The organism is Enterobacter sp. ENT02 (genome assembly GCF_019219165.1).
GTDB lineage: Bacteria > Pseudomonadota > Gammaproteobacteria > Enterobacterales > Enterobacteriaceae > Enterobacter > Enterobacter mori.
Map to the genome: position 1 here is coordinate 152,162 of NZ_JAHUWD010000003.1, position 16,531 is coordinate 168,692.

Below are 16,531 nucleotides of genomic sequence, written 5' to 3' on the forward strand. Positions count from 1 at the left end.
TATAACGAGGATATTATGCACATTACCTACGATCTCCCGGTAACGATTGAAGATATTCAGGATGCCAGAAAACGACTGGCAGGAAAAATCTATAAAACCGGTATGCCGCGCTCGAATTATCTCAGCGAACGTTGTAAGGGTGAGATATTCCTGAAGTTTGAAAACATGCAGCGTACCGGTTCATTCAAAATTCGCGGCGCGTTTAATAAGTTAAGCTCGCTGACCGATGCTGAAAAACGCAAAGGCGTGGTCGCCTGTTCGGCGGGAAACCATGCGCAGGGCGTGTCGCTCTCCTGCGCCATGCTCGGTATCGACGGCAAAGTGGTGATGCCGATGGGCGCGCCGAAATCCAAGGTTGCCGCCACGCGCGACTACTCCGCCGAAGTGGTGCTCCACGGCGAGAACTTTAACGACACCATCGCCAAAGTCAGCGAAATCGTCGAGATGGAAGGGCGCATTTTTATTCCACCTTACGATGACCCAAAAGTGATCGCCGGGCAGGGAACCATCGGTCTGGAAATTCTTGAAGATTTATACGACGTGGATAACGTCATTGTGCCTATCGGCGGCGGCGGATTAATTGCCGGGATTGCCACGGCGATTAAATCCATCAACCCGACCATTAATATTATCGGTGTGCAGTCTGAGAACGTTCACGGTATGGCAGCGTCTTATCAGGCCGGGGAAATCGTCAACCATCGTGTCACCGGCACATTAGCGGACGGCTGCGATGTTTCTCGTCCCGGTAAATTAACCTTCGAAATTGTTCGTGAATTAGTTGACGACATTGTTCTGGTCAGCGAGGACGATATTCGCAACAGCATGATCGCGCTTATTCAGCGAAATAAAGTGGTGACAGAAGGTGCCGGCGCGCTGGCCTGCGCGGCGTTATTAAGCGGCAAACTTGACCATTATATTCAGGGGCGTAAAACCGTCTGCATTATTTCCGGCGGCAATATCGATCTCTCCCGTGTTTCCCAAATTACCGGCTTCGTTGACGCATAAAGGTGACCTATGAGCAACACAGAAAGCATTATCGTTGGCCAGACAAAAACGTCCTCCTGGCGTAAGTCTGATACCACCTGGACGCTTGGCCTGTTTGGTACCGCAATTGGCGCGGGCGTGCTGTTCTTCCCCATTCGCGCAGGCTTCGGTGGCCTGATCCCTATTCTGCTGATGCTGGTTCTCGCGTTCCCGATAGCGTTCTACTGCCACCGGGCGCTGGCGCGCCTGTGTCTGTCAGGCAGTAACGTCTCGGGCAACATCACCGAAACGGTAGAAGAGCACTTCGGTAAGACCGGCGGGGTGGTGATCACGTTCCTCTACTTCTTTGCGATTTGCCCGCTGTTGTGGATTTACGGTGTCACTATTACCAACACCTTCATGACCTTCTGGGAAAACCAGCTCCAGCTGCCCGCGCTGAACCGTGGCTTTGTGGCGCTGTTCCTGCTGCTGCTGATGGCCTTTGTTATCTGGTTTGGTAAAGACCTGATGGTGAAGGTCATGAGCTTCCTGGTGTTCCCGTTTATCGCCAGTCTGGTGCTGATTTCCCTGTCGCTGATCCCTTACTGGAACTCGGCGGTGATCGACCAGGTCAACCTGAGCGATATCGCCTTCACCGGTCATGACGGAATTCTGGTCACCGTATGGCTGGGGATCTCCATCATGGTCTTCTCCTTCAACTTCTCGCCTATCGTCTCCTCGTTTGTGGTCTCCAAGCGCGAAGAGTACGAACCTGAGTTCGGGAAAGAGTTCACCGAGCAGAAATGTTCCAAAATCATCGGCCGCGCCAGCCTGCTGATGGTGGCCGTGGTGATGTTCTTCGCCTTCAGCTGCCTGTTCACCCTCTCTCCGCAGAACATGGCGGACGCCAAAGCGCAGAACATTCCGGTGCTCTCTTATCTGGCGAACCACTTCGCGTCGCTGTCAGGCACTAAATCTACCTTCGCCACCGTGCTGGAATACGGCGCGTCCATCATTGCGCTGGTCGCTATCTTCAAATCCTTCTTTGGTCACTACCTCGGCACGCTGGAAGGGCTGAACGGTCTGGTCCTTAAGTTCGGCTATAAGGGCGATAAGAAGAAAGTTTCCGTCGGCAAGCTGAACACCATCAGTATGATCTTCATCATGGGCTCCACCTGGGTTGTGGCCTACGCCAACCCGAACATTCTGGACCTTATTGAAGCCATGGGCGCGCCAATCATCGCCTCTCTGCTGTGCCTGCTGCCGATGTACGCCATCCGCAAAGCACCGGCGCTGGCGAAATACAAAGGCCGTACCGAGAACATCTTCGTTACTGTGGTTGGCCTGCTGACCATTCTGAATATCGTTTACAAACTGTTCTAACCCATTGCTCAGGAAGAGCGGAGTCACATGATGATTGAGTTTCCGGTAGTACTGGTTATTAACTGCGGATCGTCCTCTGTTAAGTTTTCGGTGCTCGACGCCAGCAGCTGCGATGCCCTGATGACGGGGATTGCGGACGGGATCAACACCGAGAAGGCCTTTATTTCCGTGAACGGGGGTGAGCCGGTCCGACTGGCTCACCAGGACTACGAAGGGGCGCTGGCTGCCATCGCCCTGGAGCTGGAGAAGCGTAACCTGATGAGCAGCGTGGCCTTAATTGGCCACCGCATTGCGCACGGCGGCGACCTCTTCAGCGAGTCGACCCTGATCACGGAAGAGGTGATTGCGCAGATCCGCCAGGTCTCCCCGCTGGCGCCGCTGCATAACTACGCCAACCTGAGCGGCGTGGAAGCCGCAGAGCGCCTGTTCCCGGGCGTGCAGCAGGTGGCGGTATTTGATACCAGCTTCCACCAGACGCTGCCGCCGCAGGCGTATCTGTACGGTCTACCGTACCGCTATTTTGAAGCGCTGGGCGTGCGCCGCTACGGTTTCCACGGCACTTCTCACCGTTACGTGGCCGCGCAGGCGCATACGCTTCTCGGGCTGTCCCCCGATGACAGCGGGCTGGTGATTGCCCATCTCGGGAACGGGGCGTCCATCTGCGCGGTGCGCAACGGCGAAAGCGTCGATACCTCAATGGGGATGACGCCGCTGGAAGGGCTGGTGATGGGCACGCGCTGCGGAGACGTGGATTTTGGCGCAATGGCGTGGATTGCCCAGCAGACCGGCCAGTCGTTTGAAGATCTGGAGCGCGTGGTCAATAAAGAGTCCGGGCTGCTGGGGATCTCCGGCATCTCTTCAGACCTGCGCGCGCTGGAGAAAGCCTGGCACGAAGGCAATGAGCGGGCACAGCTGGCTATCCATACCTTCGTTCACCGCATTGCGCGGCACATTGCGGGTCACGCGGCGTCGCTGCACCGCCTGGATGGGGTGGTCTTTACCGGCGGCATTGGCGAAAACTCGAAGCTTGTCCGCGCGCTGGTGGCGGAACGCCTGAAGGTGTTTGGCATCATCCTCGACGATGCCAAAAATGCCCTGCCGGGCAGCGCGGGTGAGCGCGTCATTAGCACCGAGTCGTCCCGCGTGGCCTGCGCGGTTGTCCCTACCAACGAAGAAAAAATGATCGCGCTGGACGCCCTCCGTCTTGGGAAGGTTACCCCGGCTGCGGCTTACGCCTGATAAAGCGAGAATCACATGAAAGTTACAATCGATACGGGCGTCGCACCCTACAGCGACGCATGGGCCGGGTTTCGCGGTGAAGAATGGAAAAACGCCGTCAACGTCCGCGATTTTATTCAGCATAACTACACCCCTTATGAAGGCGATGAAGCTTTCCTCGCGCAGGCGACGCCAGCAACGACGGCGCTGTGGCAGAAGGTAATGGTCGGCATTCGCCAGGAGAATGCCACCCACGCCCCGGTGGATTTTGACACCAACATTGCCACCACCATTACGGCCCACGGGCCGGGCTACATCGACCAGGATCTGGAGACGATCGTTGGTCTGCAAACTGATAAGCCGCTCAAGCGCGCGCTGCACCCGTACGGTGGGATCAACATGATCCGCAGCTCGTTCGAAGCCTATGGTCGCGAGATGGATCCGCAGTTCGAATACCTGTTTACCGACCTGCGCAAAACCCACAACCAGGGCGTGTTTGACGTCTACTCGCCGGAGATGATGCGCTGTCGTAAATCCGGCGTACTGACCGGTTTGCCGGACGGCTACGGGCGCGGGCGCATCATCGGCGACTATCGCCGCGTGGCGCTGTACGGGATCGCTTATCTGGTGCGCGAGCGTGAACTGCAGTTTGCGGATCTGCAGGGGAAACTGGAGCGCGGTGAAGAGCTCGAGGCGACGATCCGCCTGCGTGAGGAGCTGGCGGAGCACAGACGCGCGCTGCTGCAGATCCAGCAGATGGCGGCGAACTACGGCTTTGATATCTCACGTCCGGCGATAAACGCCCAGGAAGCGGTGCAGTGGGTCTATTTTGCCTACCTTGCCGCGGTGAAATCCCAGAACGGCGGGGCGATGTCGCTGGGGCGCACGGCCTCGTTCCTCGATATCTACATTGAACGCGACATGCAGGCAGGAAGGCTGAATGAAGTCCAGGCGCAGGAGCTGATCGACCACTTCATCATGAAGATCCGCATGGTGCGCTTCCTGCGCACGCCGGAGTTCGACACGCTCTTCTCCGGCGATCCGATCTGGGCGACGGAAGTGATCGGCGGCATGGGGCTGGACGGCCGCACGCTGGTGACCAAAAACAGCTTCCGCTATCTGCATACGCTGCACACCATGGGGCCTGCACCGGAGCCGAACCTGACGATCCTCTGGTCTGAACAGCTGCCGATCGCGTTCAAGAAATACGCCGCGCAGGTGTCGATCGTCACCTCGTCATTGCAGTATGAGAACGACGATCTGATGCGCGCGGACTTCAACAGCGACGATTACGCCATTGCCTGCTGCGTCAGCCCGATGGTGATCGGCAAGCAGATGCAGTTCTTTGGCGCGCGCGCCAACCTCGCCAAAACGCTGCTGTACGCGATCAACGGCGGGGTGGACGAGAAGCTGAAGATTCAGGTCGGTCCGAAAACCGAGCCGCTGCTGGACGACGTGCTGGATTACGACACCGTGATGGCGAGCCTCGATCACTTTATGGACTGGCTGGCGGTGCAGTACATTAGCGCTCTGAACCTCATTCACTACATGCATGATAAGTACAGCTACGAAGCCTCGCTGATGGCGCTGCACGACCGGGACGTCTATCGCACCATGGCCTGCGGCATTGCCGGGCTGTCGGTGGCGGCGGATTCCCTGTCGGCCATTAAATACGCCACGGTGAAACCGGTGCGCGACCATACCGGTCTGGCGGTCGATTTCGTGATTGAAGGGGACTATCCGCAGTACGGCAACAACGACGACCGCGTGGACAGCATCGCCTGCGACCTGGTGGAGCGCTTTATGAAAAAAATTCAGGCGCTGCCAACCTACCGCAACGCGGTGCCAACCCAGTCTATCCTGACCATCACCTCAAACGTGGTGTACGGCCAGAAGACCGGGAACACGCCGGACGGACGCCGCGGCGGCACGCCGTTTGCGCCTGGCGCGAACCCGATGCACGGCCGCGACAGAAAAGGGGCGGTGGCCTCGCTAACGTCGGTTGCCAAGCTGCCTTTCACCTATGCCAAAGACGGGATCTCGTACACCTTCTCCATCGTGCCGCAGGCGCTGGGCAAGGACGAGCTGGTGCGCAAAACCAACCTGGTGGGGCTGCTGGACGGGTACTTCCACCACGAAGCGTCCATTGAGGGGGGGCAGCATCTGAACGTCAACGTCATGAACCGGGAGATGCTCCTCGATGCCATCGCGCATCCCGAGAATTACCCGAACCTGACGATCCGCGTCTCAGGCTATGCGGTGCGGTTTAACGCCCTGACGCGCGAGCAGCAGCAGGATGTGATTTCGCGAACATTTACGCAATCAATCTGACGACATTCAGGTCTCATGCCCCCTCAACGCAGGGGGCATTTTTTTGCCCGCTAAACATACAAAATTGTTTATATAATTACTCACACATATTCATCCGCTCTTGAAAAACAATGTTCCTGCTTTTCCCCATAACAAAATGTAAGGACAGTAAGATGATGAAAATAACCCGTATTGCTTTGGTTGCAGCGTCGTTGGCGGTGTGCAGTTTTACCGCGCAGGCCGCGAACGTTGAGGCAGCCCCGTCTCCATCGCAGGATCCGCTGGTACAGCACCTGAAGCTCAGCAATGAGCAGGTTAAAAAGATTGACGATCTGCATCAGCAGCTGGAACAAAATGTCAGCAAGATCCCAATGACGGGCGTGAAGGACGGTGCGCTGATCGACATGTTCCAGGCGGGTAAATGGGACGAAAGCACGGTAAAAAGCCAGCTTACCGCCTTCAGCAAAATTGAAGAGCAGACCCGTTATTACCGCGTGAAATATTACTTCGACGTCAGCCAGGTATTGACGCCGGAACAGCGTAAGCAGATCAGAACCGATATGGCTAACGCGCTGGCTGAGTGAGCTGGAATCAATCATTTAAAATGAAAACTCACAGAATCGCTTCAATTGGATTCTGTGAGAATGAATTCTAAACATCATGCCGACGCACGTTCATTCCATGCATCAGCAAACTGAATATTCCCGTCGCAATAGGTCCAGGTCGCTTTTTCGTAGCGCAATTGAACAGATTCAAGGTGGCCAGTACCAGGGCAGTTACGTGTATCGTTAACAATAGGGGAGATTGAGACAACTTTCACACCTTCCAGCTCAGTTCTAAAGTATTCAACCTCCCAACCTGCGTCATTAATTCGGTAATATCTAATCTCAACTTTCTTAAGGTTTTGCCCTGTCGCTACCGCCTTATAAAGATAAGGAGATGAGCTATCAATTTCCTTCTCGAACAGGAAAGGCGCGTGTTTCCTCGTTCCGGTTAATCTTCCGGAGAGTGGATCGGTTGGAATACTCAAATTATGGGTTAAACCTCTAATTTCAACACTCCCTTCACGATCCTGAACATCACATGAACCTTTAATGAGTGAGCCACCGTCGTCATAGAACCAAATGTGAACAGGTACGGCCATGATAAAAAACTCCTTCTATAAATCAATCGTGTATCCATTTTCCTGCTTTTACCGCTTCGGCAAACATTCTTACCGTCAATGGCTTTGATATTTGCTTTACCGGTTCTTTTGTAAACCATTTCCTGAAAAACCATGTTTGAATCCAGGGGAAATAATTTCCAGTGTTAACTTCGATAAGATACTCTTTTTCGAATCTCTCAATGGCATATACGATATCATCCAGATCCGTGTAATCCTGTAAAACATCATCTATCCCGAGGGGAATCCGTTTACCCGTAAATGTGCCTTGTTCTGGTAAATTATCCCTGAAGAATTTTAAAACATCAGCTTCACTGTTCATCTTCACCAAATCCGGTCTTTTGGGTGAGCAATCGTATTATATCTTGAAAGCGTTTTGTAACTTATCATTGCAACATCTGCAGCAAGTATGGTTATTCCTAGTGCAGGTATCCATCGGCCAATGAATGCACCTAAGTTTTTGGTATACATTGGTTTTCTGTATTTAAAGCTTGCAAGTGTAATTGTAGGTAGTCGGTGTGGTAGCTGTACATTCAGTAGATCTCGCAGGTACTTAGATGCCACAGATGTGCCTATTGTAGCCGTTTCTGGCTTTGTTCTGGTTTCAAGTATAGGTAAACCAAGAATCATAGTGGCCATCATTACTGCATCCTTTAATCCGCCGAACTGTTCATCGGTGGCATCCAAAAAAATCCAAAAAAATAACTCAGATGCGGAGATGTTACATACACCTTTATAAAAGTATGTTCCATTGAGTTCTTCAACGGTGTCCATAGTATAACCATAATCATCAGGTGGTTTGTTGAGATGTCATCCTATAAAAAACAAAGGGCTGATAGTAGGGCATCCATCTTTATAAATTCCGAAATATTCGTTTTTTCAAGAGGGGCTACTATTTTTAAAAGTACATCATTCTTAGAAAGTCTTGGTTATTTTTTTTACCAGTTCATGGGGATTTTTTCTCCCTTGCTCCGGTTAAGATTTTCTCACACCAACATTAAGTACCTGCTGCAATCTGAATCACAATCGCTGGAAATCGGCAACATAGTCGGCAACGCTAGCGGGACGATCTGCGACGGGGGCTAACAGGCAATGAGGGCATTGTGGCGCACGATGTGGAGCAGTCGATTGGCAACCTGTGCGCACTGGCGTGCCGTTCGATGCAGGCAACGGACCGGCAGATTATTGAGATTATGGCGAGTAAGGCGTAGCGAGTTCAGGGGCTCGATCGGTTCCCTCTCCCTGTGGGAGAGGGTTAGGGTGAGGGCGTTCTCTAAACCGGCAAATCAATCAGCAGCGCGCGTAGCGGCGTATCCGCCGCAAGGGTGATATTCGCTTCATCACGAATAAACGCCCCGTCACCGCAGGTGAGCGCTTCTTTCTCTTCCGTGTGCGTCACCGCATGCACCGTACCGTGAATCGACTGCAGATAGGCGCGCGGACCGTGAAGCTGGAAGCTCGCCTGTTCACCTTTCTTCAGTTCGATGTGGTGCAGCCACACCTGCTGACGCAGTTGCAAACTGCCTTTGCTGCCGTCCGGCGACGCAATCAGCTGCTGTTTATCGTCCGTTAAATCTATCTTCTGCACCAGCGGATTTTCCCGCTCAGGGCAGGCGTCCAGCCACAGCTGCATGCGGGTCAGCGTTTTGTCTTTGCTGAGGTTATGCTCGCTGTAGCTGATGCCCGGCTGCGTGGAAATTAACAACGCTTCGCCAGCCTTTGCCTGGACATGATTGCCCTCGCTATCGCGGTATTCTGCCTCGCCTTCCAGGATCAGGTTCAGGATATCGACTTTCGGATACGTACGTGGCTGGAAGGAGGCGCCCGGGGCGAGCACTTCCTGGTTCAACACGCGCAATGAAGCGTAACCGAGGAGTTTAGGGTCAAAGTAGTGTCCAAAGGAAAAGGTGTAGCGGGCCTGCAGCCAACCGAAATCGGCTTGTCCGCACTGTTTAGCTGTTCTTGTCGTAATCATAAACTTGACCTCTCTTTACACTAAAACAATGGTAAAGGTATGGACGCTGCATTGTTAGCCAGATATTCTGCCCGGTATGTTCAAATTTCCTGAATGAGAACGAGATGGCTAAAGAGAGAGCATTGACGCTTGAGGCGCTGCGCGTCATGGACGCGATTGACCGACGCGGCAGTTTTGCTGCGGCGGCAGATGAACTGGGGCGCGTTCCGTCTGCGCTGAGCTACACCATGCAGAAGCTGGAGGAAGAGCTGGACGTGGTGCTGTTTGACCGCTCCGGCCATCGAACAAAATTCACGAACGTTGGCCGCATGCTGCTGGAGCGCGGTCGTGTGCTGCTGGAAGCGGCGGATAAACTCACGACGGACGCCGAAGCGCTGGCGCGCGGCTGGGAAACCCATCTGACGTTAGTTACCGAAGCGCTGGTGCCGACTGAAGCGCTGTTCCCACTGGTGGACCGCCTGGCTGCGAAAGCCAATACGCAGCTGTCGATTATAACCGAGGTGCTGGCAGGGGCGTGGGAGCGTCTGGAAACGGGCAGGGCGGATATTGTTATTGCGCCGGACATGCACTTCCGTTCTTCGTCAGAAATTAACTCCCGCAAGCTCTATAGCGTGATGAACGTTTATGTCGCCGCGCCTGATCACCCGATCCATCAGGAGCCGGAGCCGCTTTCGGAGGTTACGCGCGTGAAGTATCGTGGCGTTGCGGTAGCGGATACCGCCCGTGAACGTCCGGTGTTAACGGTACAGCTGCTGGATAAACAGCCGCGTTTAACCGTCACGTCGCTGGAAGATAAACGTCAGGCATTGCTGGCCGGGCTGGGTGTGGCGACGATGCCTTATCCTTTTGTTGAAAAGGACATTGCGGAAGGGCGGCTGCGCGTTGTCAGCCCGGAATACACCAGCGAGGTGGATATCATTATGGCGTGGCGACGCGACAGCATGGGCGAAGCCAAATCCTGGTGCCTGCGCGAAATACCAAAGCTGTTTGCCCACCACAATAAATAAAATCGTAGGCCCGGTAAGCGAAAGCGCCACCGGGCTCTGATTTACATGCCAGCTTTCGGATCCGGACCAAAGCGGTTTTCACCCGGCGTGCCGTTCTGACAGTTAAAGACCAGGATCACAATCCAGCCCACGATCGGGATCAACAGCAGCAAGAGCCACCAGGCTGAACGATCGGTATCGTGCAGGCGTCGGAACTGAACCGCCCAGGAAGGCAGCATAATAAATACGCCATAAATCGTGGTGAGAATGCCTTCTCCCCCGGCACGCTCCCAGCCCAGAATTTTGTCCACAATACTCAACACCAGGGCGAGGATGAAGTTCACCAGAACGAACATCCAGTACTCTTTGCGGCGGGCGCGGCCACCAAATCCAATGTAGTTGCGCAGTACGTTTAAATACCAGTCCATTTTCCTTGCCTCATTAGTCAGTCAATCACTTGTTTTCTAAGCGATCGAGGTAAGGATAGATGGAGATTGTGAATTAAAAAAGGGCATCTATTGATGCCCTGAATATTTATCCGAAACGAACGTCGCGCCCGTGAGGTTCATCCAGATCCTGCCATGGCCCAATGGAGATGATGCCCGTTGGGTTAATCGTCTTGTGGCTGCGGAAATAGTGGGTGCGAATATGGTCGAAGTCGACCGTTTCGGCGATACCCGGCATCTGGTAGATATCGCGCAGGAAACCATACAGGTTCAGATAATCGCTGATGCGGTGTTTATCACACTTAAAGTGGGTGACGTACACCGGATCAAAACGCACCAGCGTCGTCCACAGGCGGATATCAGCTTCCGTCAGTTGGTCGCCCGTCAGGTAGCGATGCTGGCCGAGGATCTGCTCCAGGCGCTCAAGTGATTCAAACACCTTTCCAACCGCTTCGTCATACGCTTCCTGGCTGGTGGCAAAACCGGCCTTGTAGACGCCGTTGTTTACGTTGTCGTAGATCCAGCCGTTCAGCTCGTCAATTTTATCGCGCAGCTCGACCGGGTAATAATCACCGGCGCGGGCACCGTGGGCATCAAACGCGGTGTTGAACATGCGGATGATCTCCGCCGATTCGTTGCTGACGATCGTTTGGTTTTTCTTGTCCCACAATACCGGTACGGTGACGCGTCCGGTGTAGTGTGGATCGGCGCGCAGGTAAAGCTGGTAGAGAAAATCGTGGTGATAAAGGTCGTCACCGGTGGCGGCAGGGAAATCACTGTCGAACGTCCAGCCGTTTTCCAGCATCAGCGGGTTCACTACGGAAACCGGAATTAAAGATTCGAGACCTTTGAGTTTGCGCACAATCAGCGTGCGGTGTGCCCATGGGCAGGCAAGGGAAACATAGAGATGATAACGGTCTTTTTCTGCCGCGAAGCCGCCTTCGCCGCTCGGGCCAGGTGCGCCGTCGGCGGTCAGCCAGTTACGGAAGGCCGAAACAGAGCGCTTGAAGCGACCCCCGGTGGATTTGGTGTCATACCAGACATCCTGCCAGACGCCGTCTACGAGTTGTCCCATTTTTTTCTCCTCCGTCAGATAGCAAAAGCGAGGAGATATCTCCTCGCTTTGGGTTCAATCAGTATAGCGTGCTTACCACTTCTTATTCAGAAGGCGGTCGATGCTGTATGCGCCTGGGCCAGTGATGGCCAGCAGCAGGAAGCCACCCGCGATGGTCAGGTTTTTCATGAACATCAGAGAGTTCACGCCTTCCGCAAAGTTGCTGTGGAACAGGAAAGCCGTCAGCAGGGTGAAGCCTGCGGTGAACAGCGCGGTGGTACGGGTCAGGAAGCCGAACAGCACTGCCAGGCCGCCGCCGAACTCAAGCAGGATGGTCAGAGGCAGCAGGAACCCCGGCACGCCCATGGCTTCCATATATTGCTGGGTACCCGCGTAACCGGTGATTTTTCCCCAACCTGCCACGATGAACAGAATTGGCATCAGAATACGTGCTACCAGTACACCAACATCTTCTAATTTTTTCATTTTACTCTCCAGGAAACCACATAAGCGGCTGAACTTTATTTGTCTGCAATTCCGGGTAGATACCGCGGCTCTGCTGTCGATGGAGAGGATAATAAACGGGGCGGGGGACAATTGTTAGCAAGGAAAACTGTCAATCTTTATCAAAGATATTGAGTAAGAGGGCAAGCGCTCTGGTGCCCTCACCCACAGGGTTGAGGGATCCCCACAAATAATGCCGGCAAAGACGACTCCCTCTCCCTTGAGGGAGAGGGCTGGGGTGAGGGGGAACATACAGCTCTGGTGGTCATTCCGTTCACTTTACGTTCCTTGCTACTTTGTAACGTCATAACCTGTGAACGTGCCAGGGTGGCTCAATCGCCACCACCCTGGCAACCCGGGCTCCCGGCGGTAAATCGCCGCTGCGCGGTACCTTCGGCTAATTCCTTCCGGCTTGTCGGGGACGGGCGGAGGTAACATCCCTGTAAGGCCCGCCCTCTCGGCGCATCCATGCGCCTCGCCCCGGCCGGAAGGCAAACGCCTCAGCGATTTACAGCCGGACCAGGGCGGCGCTGTAAGTCATTAATTATCCTGAAACAACATTCATCGCTTCCGGTAAAAAAATTACTGGGGATTCCTCAGCCCACAGGGAGAGGGCGCAAAAACAAAAAACGGTAACCTGAGTTACCGTTTTGCTTTTATCACCGCAGCTGCTGCTGCCGCAACGTTGCTTTCACCAGACGCCAGGCGCTCCAGGCACCAAAGCCGCGACGTGCCCAGCGGATCAGCATATTAGGATGACGAACCGTCCAGATAGCCATCACGCTGCTGCCCACCAGCGCCCAGGAACGCAGGCTCAGGAAGGTGTTCCAGCCCCGGTCGAACGGACGTGTTGCCTCGATCCAGTCGCGACGACCGGCGGACAGATCCAACCGTTGCTGTTGGATCTGGCTTAGCAGATACGCTTTTCGCTTTTGACGTTCGGCTTTATCGCTCACGGCTTGTCATCCTCCAGCAGCGAACGATCGTTAGCCAGCTCCTGGCGCGTGTGGCGCAGGAAGGTGGACCTGCGTGCTTTACGCATTGTCCAGATGCCGCCAATCAATGCCGCAACCAGTAACACCACCGTGGTGGCGATCATCGCGTTAAGACGATACTGCGGGTCGATAGCCCAGATGATTAATACCATCAGGCTCATCAGACCGAACGCGGCGAAGAGCATGGTGAGCCCGAGCATGAGCAGCATCTGGAAGAGATTGGCTTTCTCCTCTTCCAGTTCAACCACTGCCAGCCGGACGCGCGTTTCGGCAATGCCGACCAGCGTGGTTAATATACGCTGGCCGATACCGAGGACGTTATTAGCAGGCCCTTGTGCGTGACGAGGATCTTCCATAATCAACGACGCGTCAGCAGGACACCCAGCACTACACCAACGGCAGCGCCAATACCCACACCCGTCCACGGATTGTCGCGAACATATTCGTCAGCGCGCGCGGCGGCTTCACGGGTCTGTTTAGCTAACGCATCGCCGGTTTCACCGAGGCGATAACGGCTCTCTTTCAGCGCCTGCTCTGCTTTGCTACGAAGTTTGCTGACCTCTTCTTTCGACTTATCGGCAGAAGAGCTAAGTACCTCTTCCAGGGTGTCCGCCAGTGATTTCAGTTCAGCGCGCAGGTTTTCTGACGTAGTATCTTTTGACATGATTCTCTCCTGTTGAGATTTCCGTTAACTCAATAATCGCGAGCTTCCAGCGCTTTCAGGTCGTCCTGCGCTTCTTTCAACTTCTTCTCGCGCTTGGCAATTTTTTCCGCATCCCCTTTCTCTTTCGCTTCCTGCAGGTCTTGACGGCGCTCGGCTATCTCGTCCTTCTGTTCAGCGATTTTTTTCTGGTGATCGGCACGCAGCTTACTGTCGGAACAGTTGGCTTTCACTTCGCTTAACGCTTTCTTCAGGCCATCAACGCGGTGCTGATTATTATGCTTTTCGGCATAACCGATCTCGCGCTGAATATCCTGTTCTTTCTCCTGACAGAGAGAGGTGGCGTATGAAGCTGTGCTTAAAGACAAAAGGGCCAGAGCCAGGGTAATGCGGAATTTCATTATCGAAACCTTCCATTGTGTTACGGCGTGAGCCGTGATCCAGAACTATGCGGAGAACATCTGAGGGGTGCTCCGCGTACTTAAGCATAGTAAGTAAACGGCGTAATCACCAAAGTGAGTGAAAAGATTCGGAATCCTGGTAATTAACCAAACCGATGCGACGTATCGCGTAGCAGCGACATCCAGGAGGCAACATGGCTGTCGTCTTCCTGCTGCGCAATGATATAACCCTGCGGCAGCGTTCTGTCGAGCACGGCTTTTGCCGCTGCACTCTGCGCGCTGGAGTCAAATTTTATCAGCAGCACGTCGTCTTGCGGCGTAATGCTTTTAAAGCGGATCCCGTTGGCGTCCAGATGATGCCAGATGGAAAAACCATCCGGCACGCTGGCACCCTGATTCACCGGACGTATTGCCAGCGTCGATTCCTGATGCTGCAGCGCAGCCCATGCCAGGATCAGGACGCTGAACATCATCAGCGCGATCATGGCGTAAGAGACGCGACGCAGGGCGAGCGGGGAGATAACCATGGTTAACCCCTGGCACCGTATTTCTTTTTCCACAGGACAACCAGCGAGCCCACCAGGCCAAAGACCAGCAGGACCACCGGTAACAACATCAGGCAGGACATCAACTGATCTTCATACTTCATGAAGACCGGGGTTTTACCCAGCGCGTAGCCCAACGTGGTGAGGATCAGTACCCATAACAGGCCGCTCATCCAGTTAAAGAACTGGAAGCGGGTACTGCTCAGACCGGACAGCCCGGCGATGGTGGGAAGCAGAGTACGGACAAAAGCGATAAAACGGCCCATCAGCAGCGCCGAAAGCCCGTGCTTATGGAAAAGATGGTGCGCGCGCTGGTGGTAATGCGCCGGAAGATGCGAAAGCCAGTTTTGTACGATCCGTGTGTTGCCCAGCCATCGCCCCTGAATGTAGCTCACCCAGCAGCCCAGGCTGGCCGCAATGGTTAACAGCAATACGGTTTGCGGGAAGGCCATCGCCCCTTTCGCACAGAGTACGCCTACCAGCACCAGCAGACTGTCGCCCGGTAAAAAGGCGGCAGGAAGCAGTCCGTTCTCAAGGAACAGAATCATAAACAGGACAAAATAAAGCATGCCAATCATGGAAGGGTTGGCCAGCGTTTCGAAATCCTGAGCCCACAGGGCATTCAGTAGTTGGGTCAAAAGTTCCATTCAGTGTTCCTGGAAATCGGTTAACGTCACGCCTGTAATCCGGGAAAAACAGCACGGCGACATTGTTGTGATTTCATTATGGTCGCTCGCGGACACATTGGTGTGTGGCCAACACTGTTCCCTGTTAATTGGCTGGTTAGCAAGCACTAACTTACAAAATAACGAAGTGAATCCAATTGTAACAAAGCCCGACGTTCTGCGTCACAGAATTTGCAGGGGTGAAGTGATTTTGGCGTAAGGCCTGGAAGGGAGCGAGGGATTTTACAAAGGCTGACACTATATATGTTTTGCTTACCCCTGTTCTCCATCAGGCGCAGCGAAGCGCCTGCCAGCAGAAAGGTAGACTATTTTGCCTGACTGGATGCGGTATCGAGATGAACCACGGGATTATCGGCAAAAAGATAGCGGTCAGCGTTAAATTCGAAGTCGTCGCTAGTCTCGTTGAACAACATCAGTTTGGTGTTTTCCAGATGCTGCCACATCGCCAGTTTTGCCGCATGCGGATCTTTGCGAATCAGTGCCTTAAGGATTTGATCGTGATCGTCGCACCAGTTATCCACGGTGCGCGAATCGATATGATCGTGCAGTTTCTTCCAGTACGGGTTATGAACGCGCTGAGTCCACATTTTTTCCACGATTGCGGCCAGCGCCGTATTCTGCGTGGCCAGCGCCACCTGGACGTGGAACTGAAGATCCCATTCTGAATCGCGGAAACATTTTTCTTTACGCGCGTTTTCCTGGATCTCCATCAGCTTCATGATGTCCTGCTTGGTGACCTGCGTAGCGGCGAATTCGGCAATATTACTCTCGATCAGCTGGCGAGCCTGGAGCAGCTCAAACGGACCGTAGCTGGCAAATTCCAGATTTTCGTCCGGTGCCGGGGAGTGTTTTGCCTGGTTGGAAATCACATGAATGCCGGAGCCTTTGCGTACCTCAACGTAGCCTTCCACTTCCAGCATGATAATGGCTTCGCGCACCACCGTGCGGCTCACGCTCTTTTCATCCGCAATAAAGCGCTCAGCGGGAAGTTTATCACCGACAAGATAGACGCCTTGCTCGATGCGATCTTTCAGCTCGGCAGCAAGTTGTTGATATAAACGACGTGGTTCGGTGATTTCCATATGCGCTCCAGGCAGGGTACGGCGGATGATTTGTTATACCACTTTTGCGAGCCAGTCTCCAGATTTCGCCATGAAAAAAGCCGCCCGGAGGCGGCTTTTGAGAAGATTTTGCCGGGTGGCGCTGCGCTTACCCGGCCTACGATTTTATTGGGTTTTGTAG

Annotated in this window: 20 protein-coding genes and 1 pseudogene; 7 read left to right on the plus strand and 14 right to left on the minus strand. The window is 54.0% G+C overall.

Annotation, left to right across the window (positions count from 1 at the left end):
* The first annotated feature begins 15 nt into the window (after positions 1-15).
* From tdcB to KW829_RS11735, 5 genes are all read left to right on the plus strand, one after another.
* Positions 16-1,005: a bifunctional threonine ammonia-lyase/L-serine ammonia-lyase TdcB gene (gene tdcB / locus KW829_RS11715; RefSeq protein WP_010435913.1), complete on the plus strand. Its 990-nt coding sequence runs from the start codon at positions 16-18 to the stop codon at positions 1,003-1,005.
* Between the two features lie 9 nt (positions 1,006-1,014).
* On the plus strand, positions 1,015-2,346 hold the full coding sequence (gene tdcC / locus KW829_RS11720; RefSeq protein WP_010435911.1) for a threonine/serine transporter TdcC: 1,332 nt from the start codon (positions 1,015-1,017) through the stop codon (positions 2,344-2,346).
* A gap of 30 nt (positions 2,347-2,376) precedes the next feature.
* Positions 2,377-3,585, plus strand: coding sequence for a propionate kinase (gene tdcD, locus KW829_RS11725; protein ID WP_218308477.1), 1,209 nt, complete (start codon positions 2,377-2,379; stop codon positions 3,583-3,585).
* Positions 3,586-3,600: 15 nt separating this feature from the next.
* The gene (gene pflB, locus KW829_RS11730; protein WP_172701260.1) at positions 3,601-5,895 is read left to right on the plus strand and encodes a formate C-acetyltransferase; all 2,295 of its coding nucleotides are present in this window, start codon (positions 3,601-3,603) and stop codon (positions 5,893-5,895) included.
* A gap of 152 nt (positions 5,896-6,047) precedes the next feature.
* A complete protein-coding gene (locus tag KW829_RS11735; protein ID WP_089599059.1) occupies positions 6,048-6,458 on the plus strand; it encodes a Spy/CpxP family protein refolding chaperone in 411 nt (136 codons plus the stop codon).
* Between the two features lie 74 nt (positions 6,459-6,532).
* Here KW829_RS11735 and KW829_RS11740 read toward each other — a convergent pair whose 3' ends face one another.
* Genes KW829_RS11740 through KW829_RS11750 form a run of 3 tightly spaced genes read right to left on the minus strand, consistent with a single transcriptional unit; the run spans position 6,533 to position 7,810 of the window.
* On the minus strand, positions 6,533-7,018 hold the full coding sequence (locus tag KW829_RS11740) for a type VI secretion system tube protein TssD (protein ID WP_010435904.1): 486 nt from the start codon (positions 7,016-7,018) through the stop codon (positions 6,533-6,535).
* A 22-nt stretch (positions 7,019-7,040) separates the two neighbouring features.
* A complete protein-coding gene (locus KW829_RS11745; RefSeq protein WP_010435902.1) occupies positions 7,041-7,358 on the minus strand; it encodes a DUF1493 family protein in 318 nt (105 codons plus the stop codon).
* A gap of 2 nt (positions 7,359-7,360) precedes the next feature.
* Positions 7,361-7,810: an STM2901 family protein gene (locus tag KW829_RS11750; RefSeq protein ID WP_010435901.1), complete on the minus strand. Its 450-nt coding sequence runs from the start codon at positions 7,808-7,810 to the stop codon at positions 7,361-7,363.
* A 308-nt stretch (positions 7,811-8,118) separates the two neighbouring features.
* Between KW829_RS11750 and KW829_RS11755 the strand changes: the two are divergent.
* Positions 8,119-8,247, plus strand: a pseudogene (locus KW829_RS11755) (hypothetical protein); the annotation flags it as partial.
* Between the two features lie 62 nt (positions 8,248-8,309).
* Here KW829_RS11755 and KW829_RS11760 read toward each other — a convergent pair.
* Positions 8,310-9,011, minus strand: coding sequence for a pirin family protein (locus KW829_RS11760; protein ID WP_218308270.1), 702 nt, complete (start codon positions 9,009-9,011; stop codon positions 8,310-8,312).
* A gap of 104 nt (positions 9,012-9,115) precedes the next feature.
* On the opposite strand from KW829_RS11760, the gene yhaJ reads away from it, so the two are divergent.
* Positions 9,116-10,018 (plus strand): DNA-binding transcriptional regulator YhaJ, encoded by a 903-nt coding sequence (yhaJ, locus tag KW829_RS11765; RefSeq protein WP_003862655.1) that lies wholly within the window; start codon positions 9,116-9,118, stop codon positions 10,016-10,018.
* Positions 10,019-10,059: 41 nt separating this feature from the next.
* On the opposite strand, the gene KW829_RS11770 is transcribed toward yhaJ, so the two are convergent.
* From KW829_RS11770 to exuR, 10 genes are all read right to left on the minus strand, one after another.
* Positions 10,060-10,425 carry a DUF805 domain-containing protein gene (locus KW829_RS11770; protein ID WP_010435895.1) on the minus strand — a complete coding sequence of 122 codons (366 nt, stop codon included), beginning with the start codon at positions 10,423-10,425 and terminating at the stop codon, positions 10,060-10,062.
* A 106-nt stretch (positions 10,426-10,531) separates the two neighbouring features.
* Positions 10,532-11,518: a glutathione S-transferase family protein gene (locus tag KW829_RS11775; protein WP_010435894.1), complete on the minus strand. Its 987-nt coding sequence runs from the start codon at positions 11,516-11,518 to the stop codon at positions 10,532-10,534.
* Between the two features lie 72 nt (positions 11,519-11,590).
* Positions 11,591-11,983: a DoxX family protein gene (locus KW829_RS11780; RefSeq protein ID WP_010435893.1), complete on the minus strand. Its 393-nt coding sequence runs from the start codon at positions 11,981-11,983 to the stop codon at positions 11,591-11,593.
* A gap of 677 nt (positions 11,984-12,660) precedes the next feature.
* The gene (locus KW829_RS11785) at positions 12,661-12,957 is read right to left on the minus strand and encodes a YqjK-like family protein (protein WP_010435892.1); all 297 of its coding nucleotides are present in this window, start codon (positions 12,955-12,957) and stop codon (positions 12,661-12,663) included.
* The gene (locus KW829_RS11790; RefSeq protein WP_010435891.1) at positions 12,954-13,352 is read right to left on the minus strand and encodes a phage holin family protein; all 399 of its coding nucleotides are present in this window, start codon (positions 13,350-13,352) and stop codon (positions 12,954-12,956) included. Before KW829_RS11790 ends, KW829_RS11785 begins: the two co-directional genes overlap by 4 nt.
* Before the next feature lie 2 nt (positions 13,353-13,354).
* Positions 13,355-13,660 (minus strand): YqjD family protein, encoded by a 306-nt coding sequence (locus KW829_RS11795; RefSeq protein ID WP_010435890.1) that lies wholly within the window; start codon positions 13,658-13,660, stop codon positions 13,355-13,357.
* Positions 13,661-13,689: 29 nt separating this feature from the next.
* Positions 13,690-14,058: a DUF1090 domain-containing protein gene (locus KW829_RS11800; RefSeq protein WP_010435889.1), complete on the minus strand. Its 369-nt coding sequence runs from the start codon at positions 14,056-14,058 to the stop codon at positions 13,690-13,692.
* A 143-nt stretch (positions 14,059-14,201) separates the two neighbouring features.
* On the minus strand, positions 14,202-14,585 hold the full coding sequence (gene mzrA, locus KW829_RS11805) for an EnvZ/OmpR regulon moderator MzrA (protein ID WP_010435888.1): 384 nt from the start codon (positions 14,583-14,585) through the stop codon (positions 14,202-14,204).
* 2 nt (positions 14,586-14,587) lie between these two features.
* Positions 14,588-15,250 (minus strand): DedA family general envelope maintenance protein YqjA, encoded by a 663-nt coding sequence (yqjA, locus tag KW829_RS11810; RefSeq protein ID WP_010435886.1) that lies wholly within the window; start codon positions 15,248-15,250, stop codon positions 14,588-14,590.
* Positions 15,251-15,594: 344 nt separating this feature from the next.
* Entirely contained in the window at positions 15,595-16,371 is a 777-nt protein-coding gene (exuR, locus tag KW829_RS11815) for a transcriptional regulator ExuR (RefSeq protein ID WP_010435883.1), read from the minus strand.
* Between the last annotated feature and the right edge of the window lie 160 nt (positions 16,372-16,531).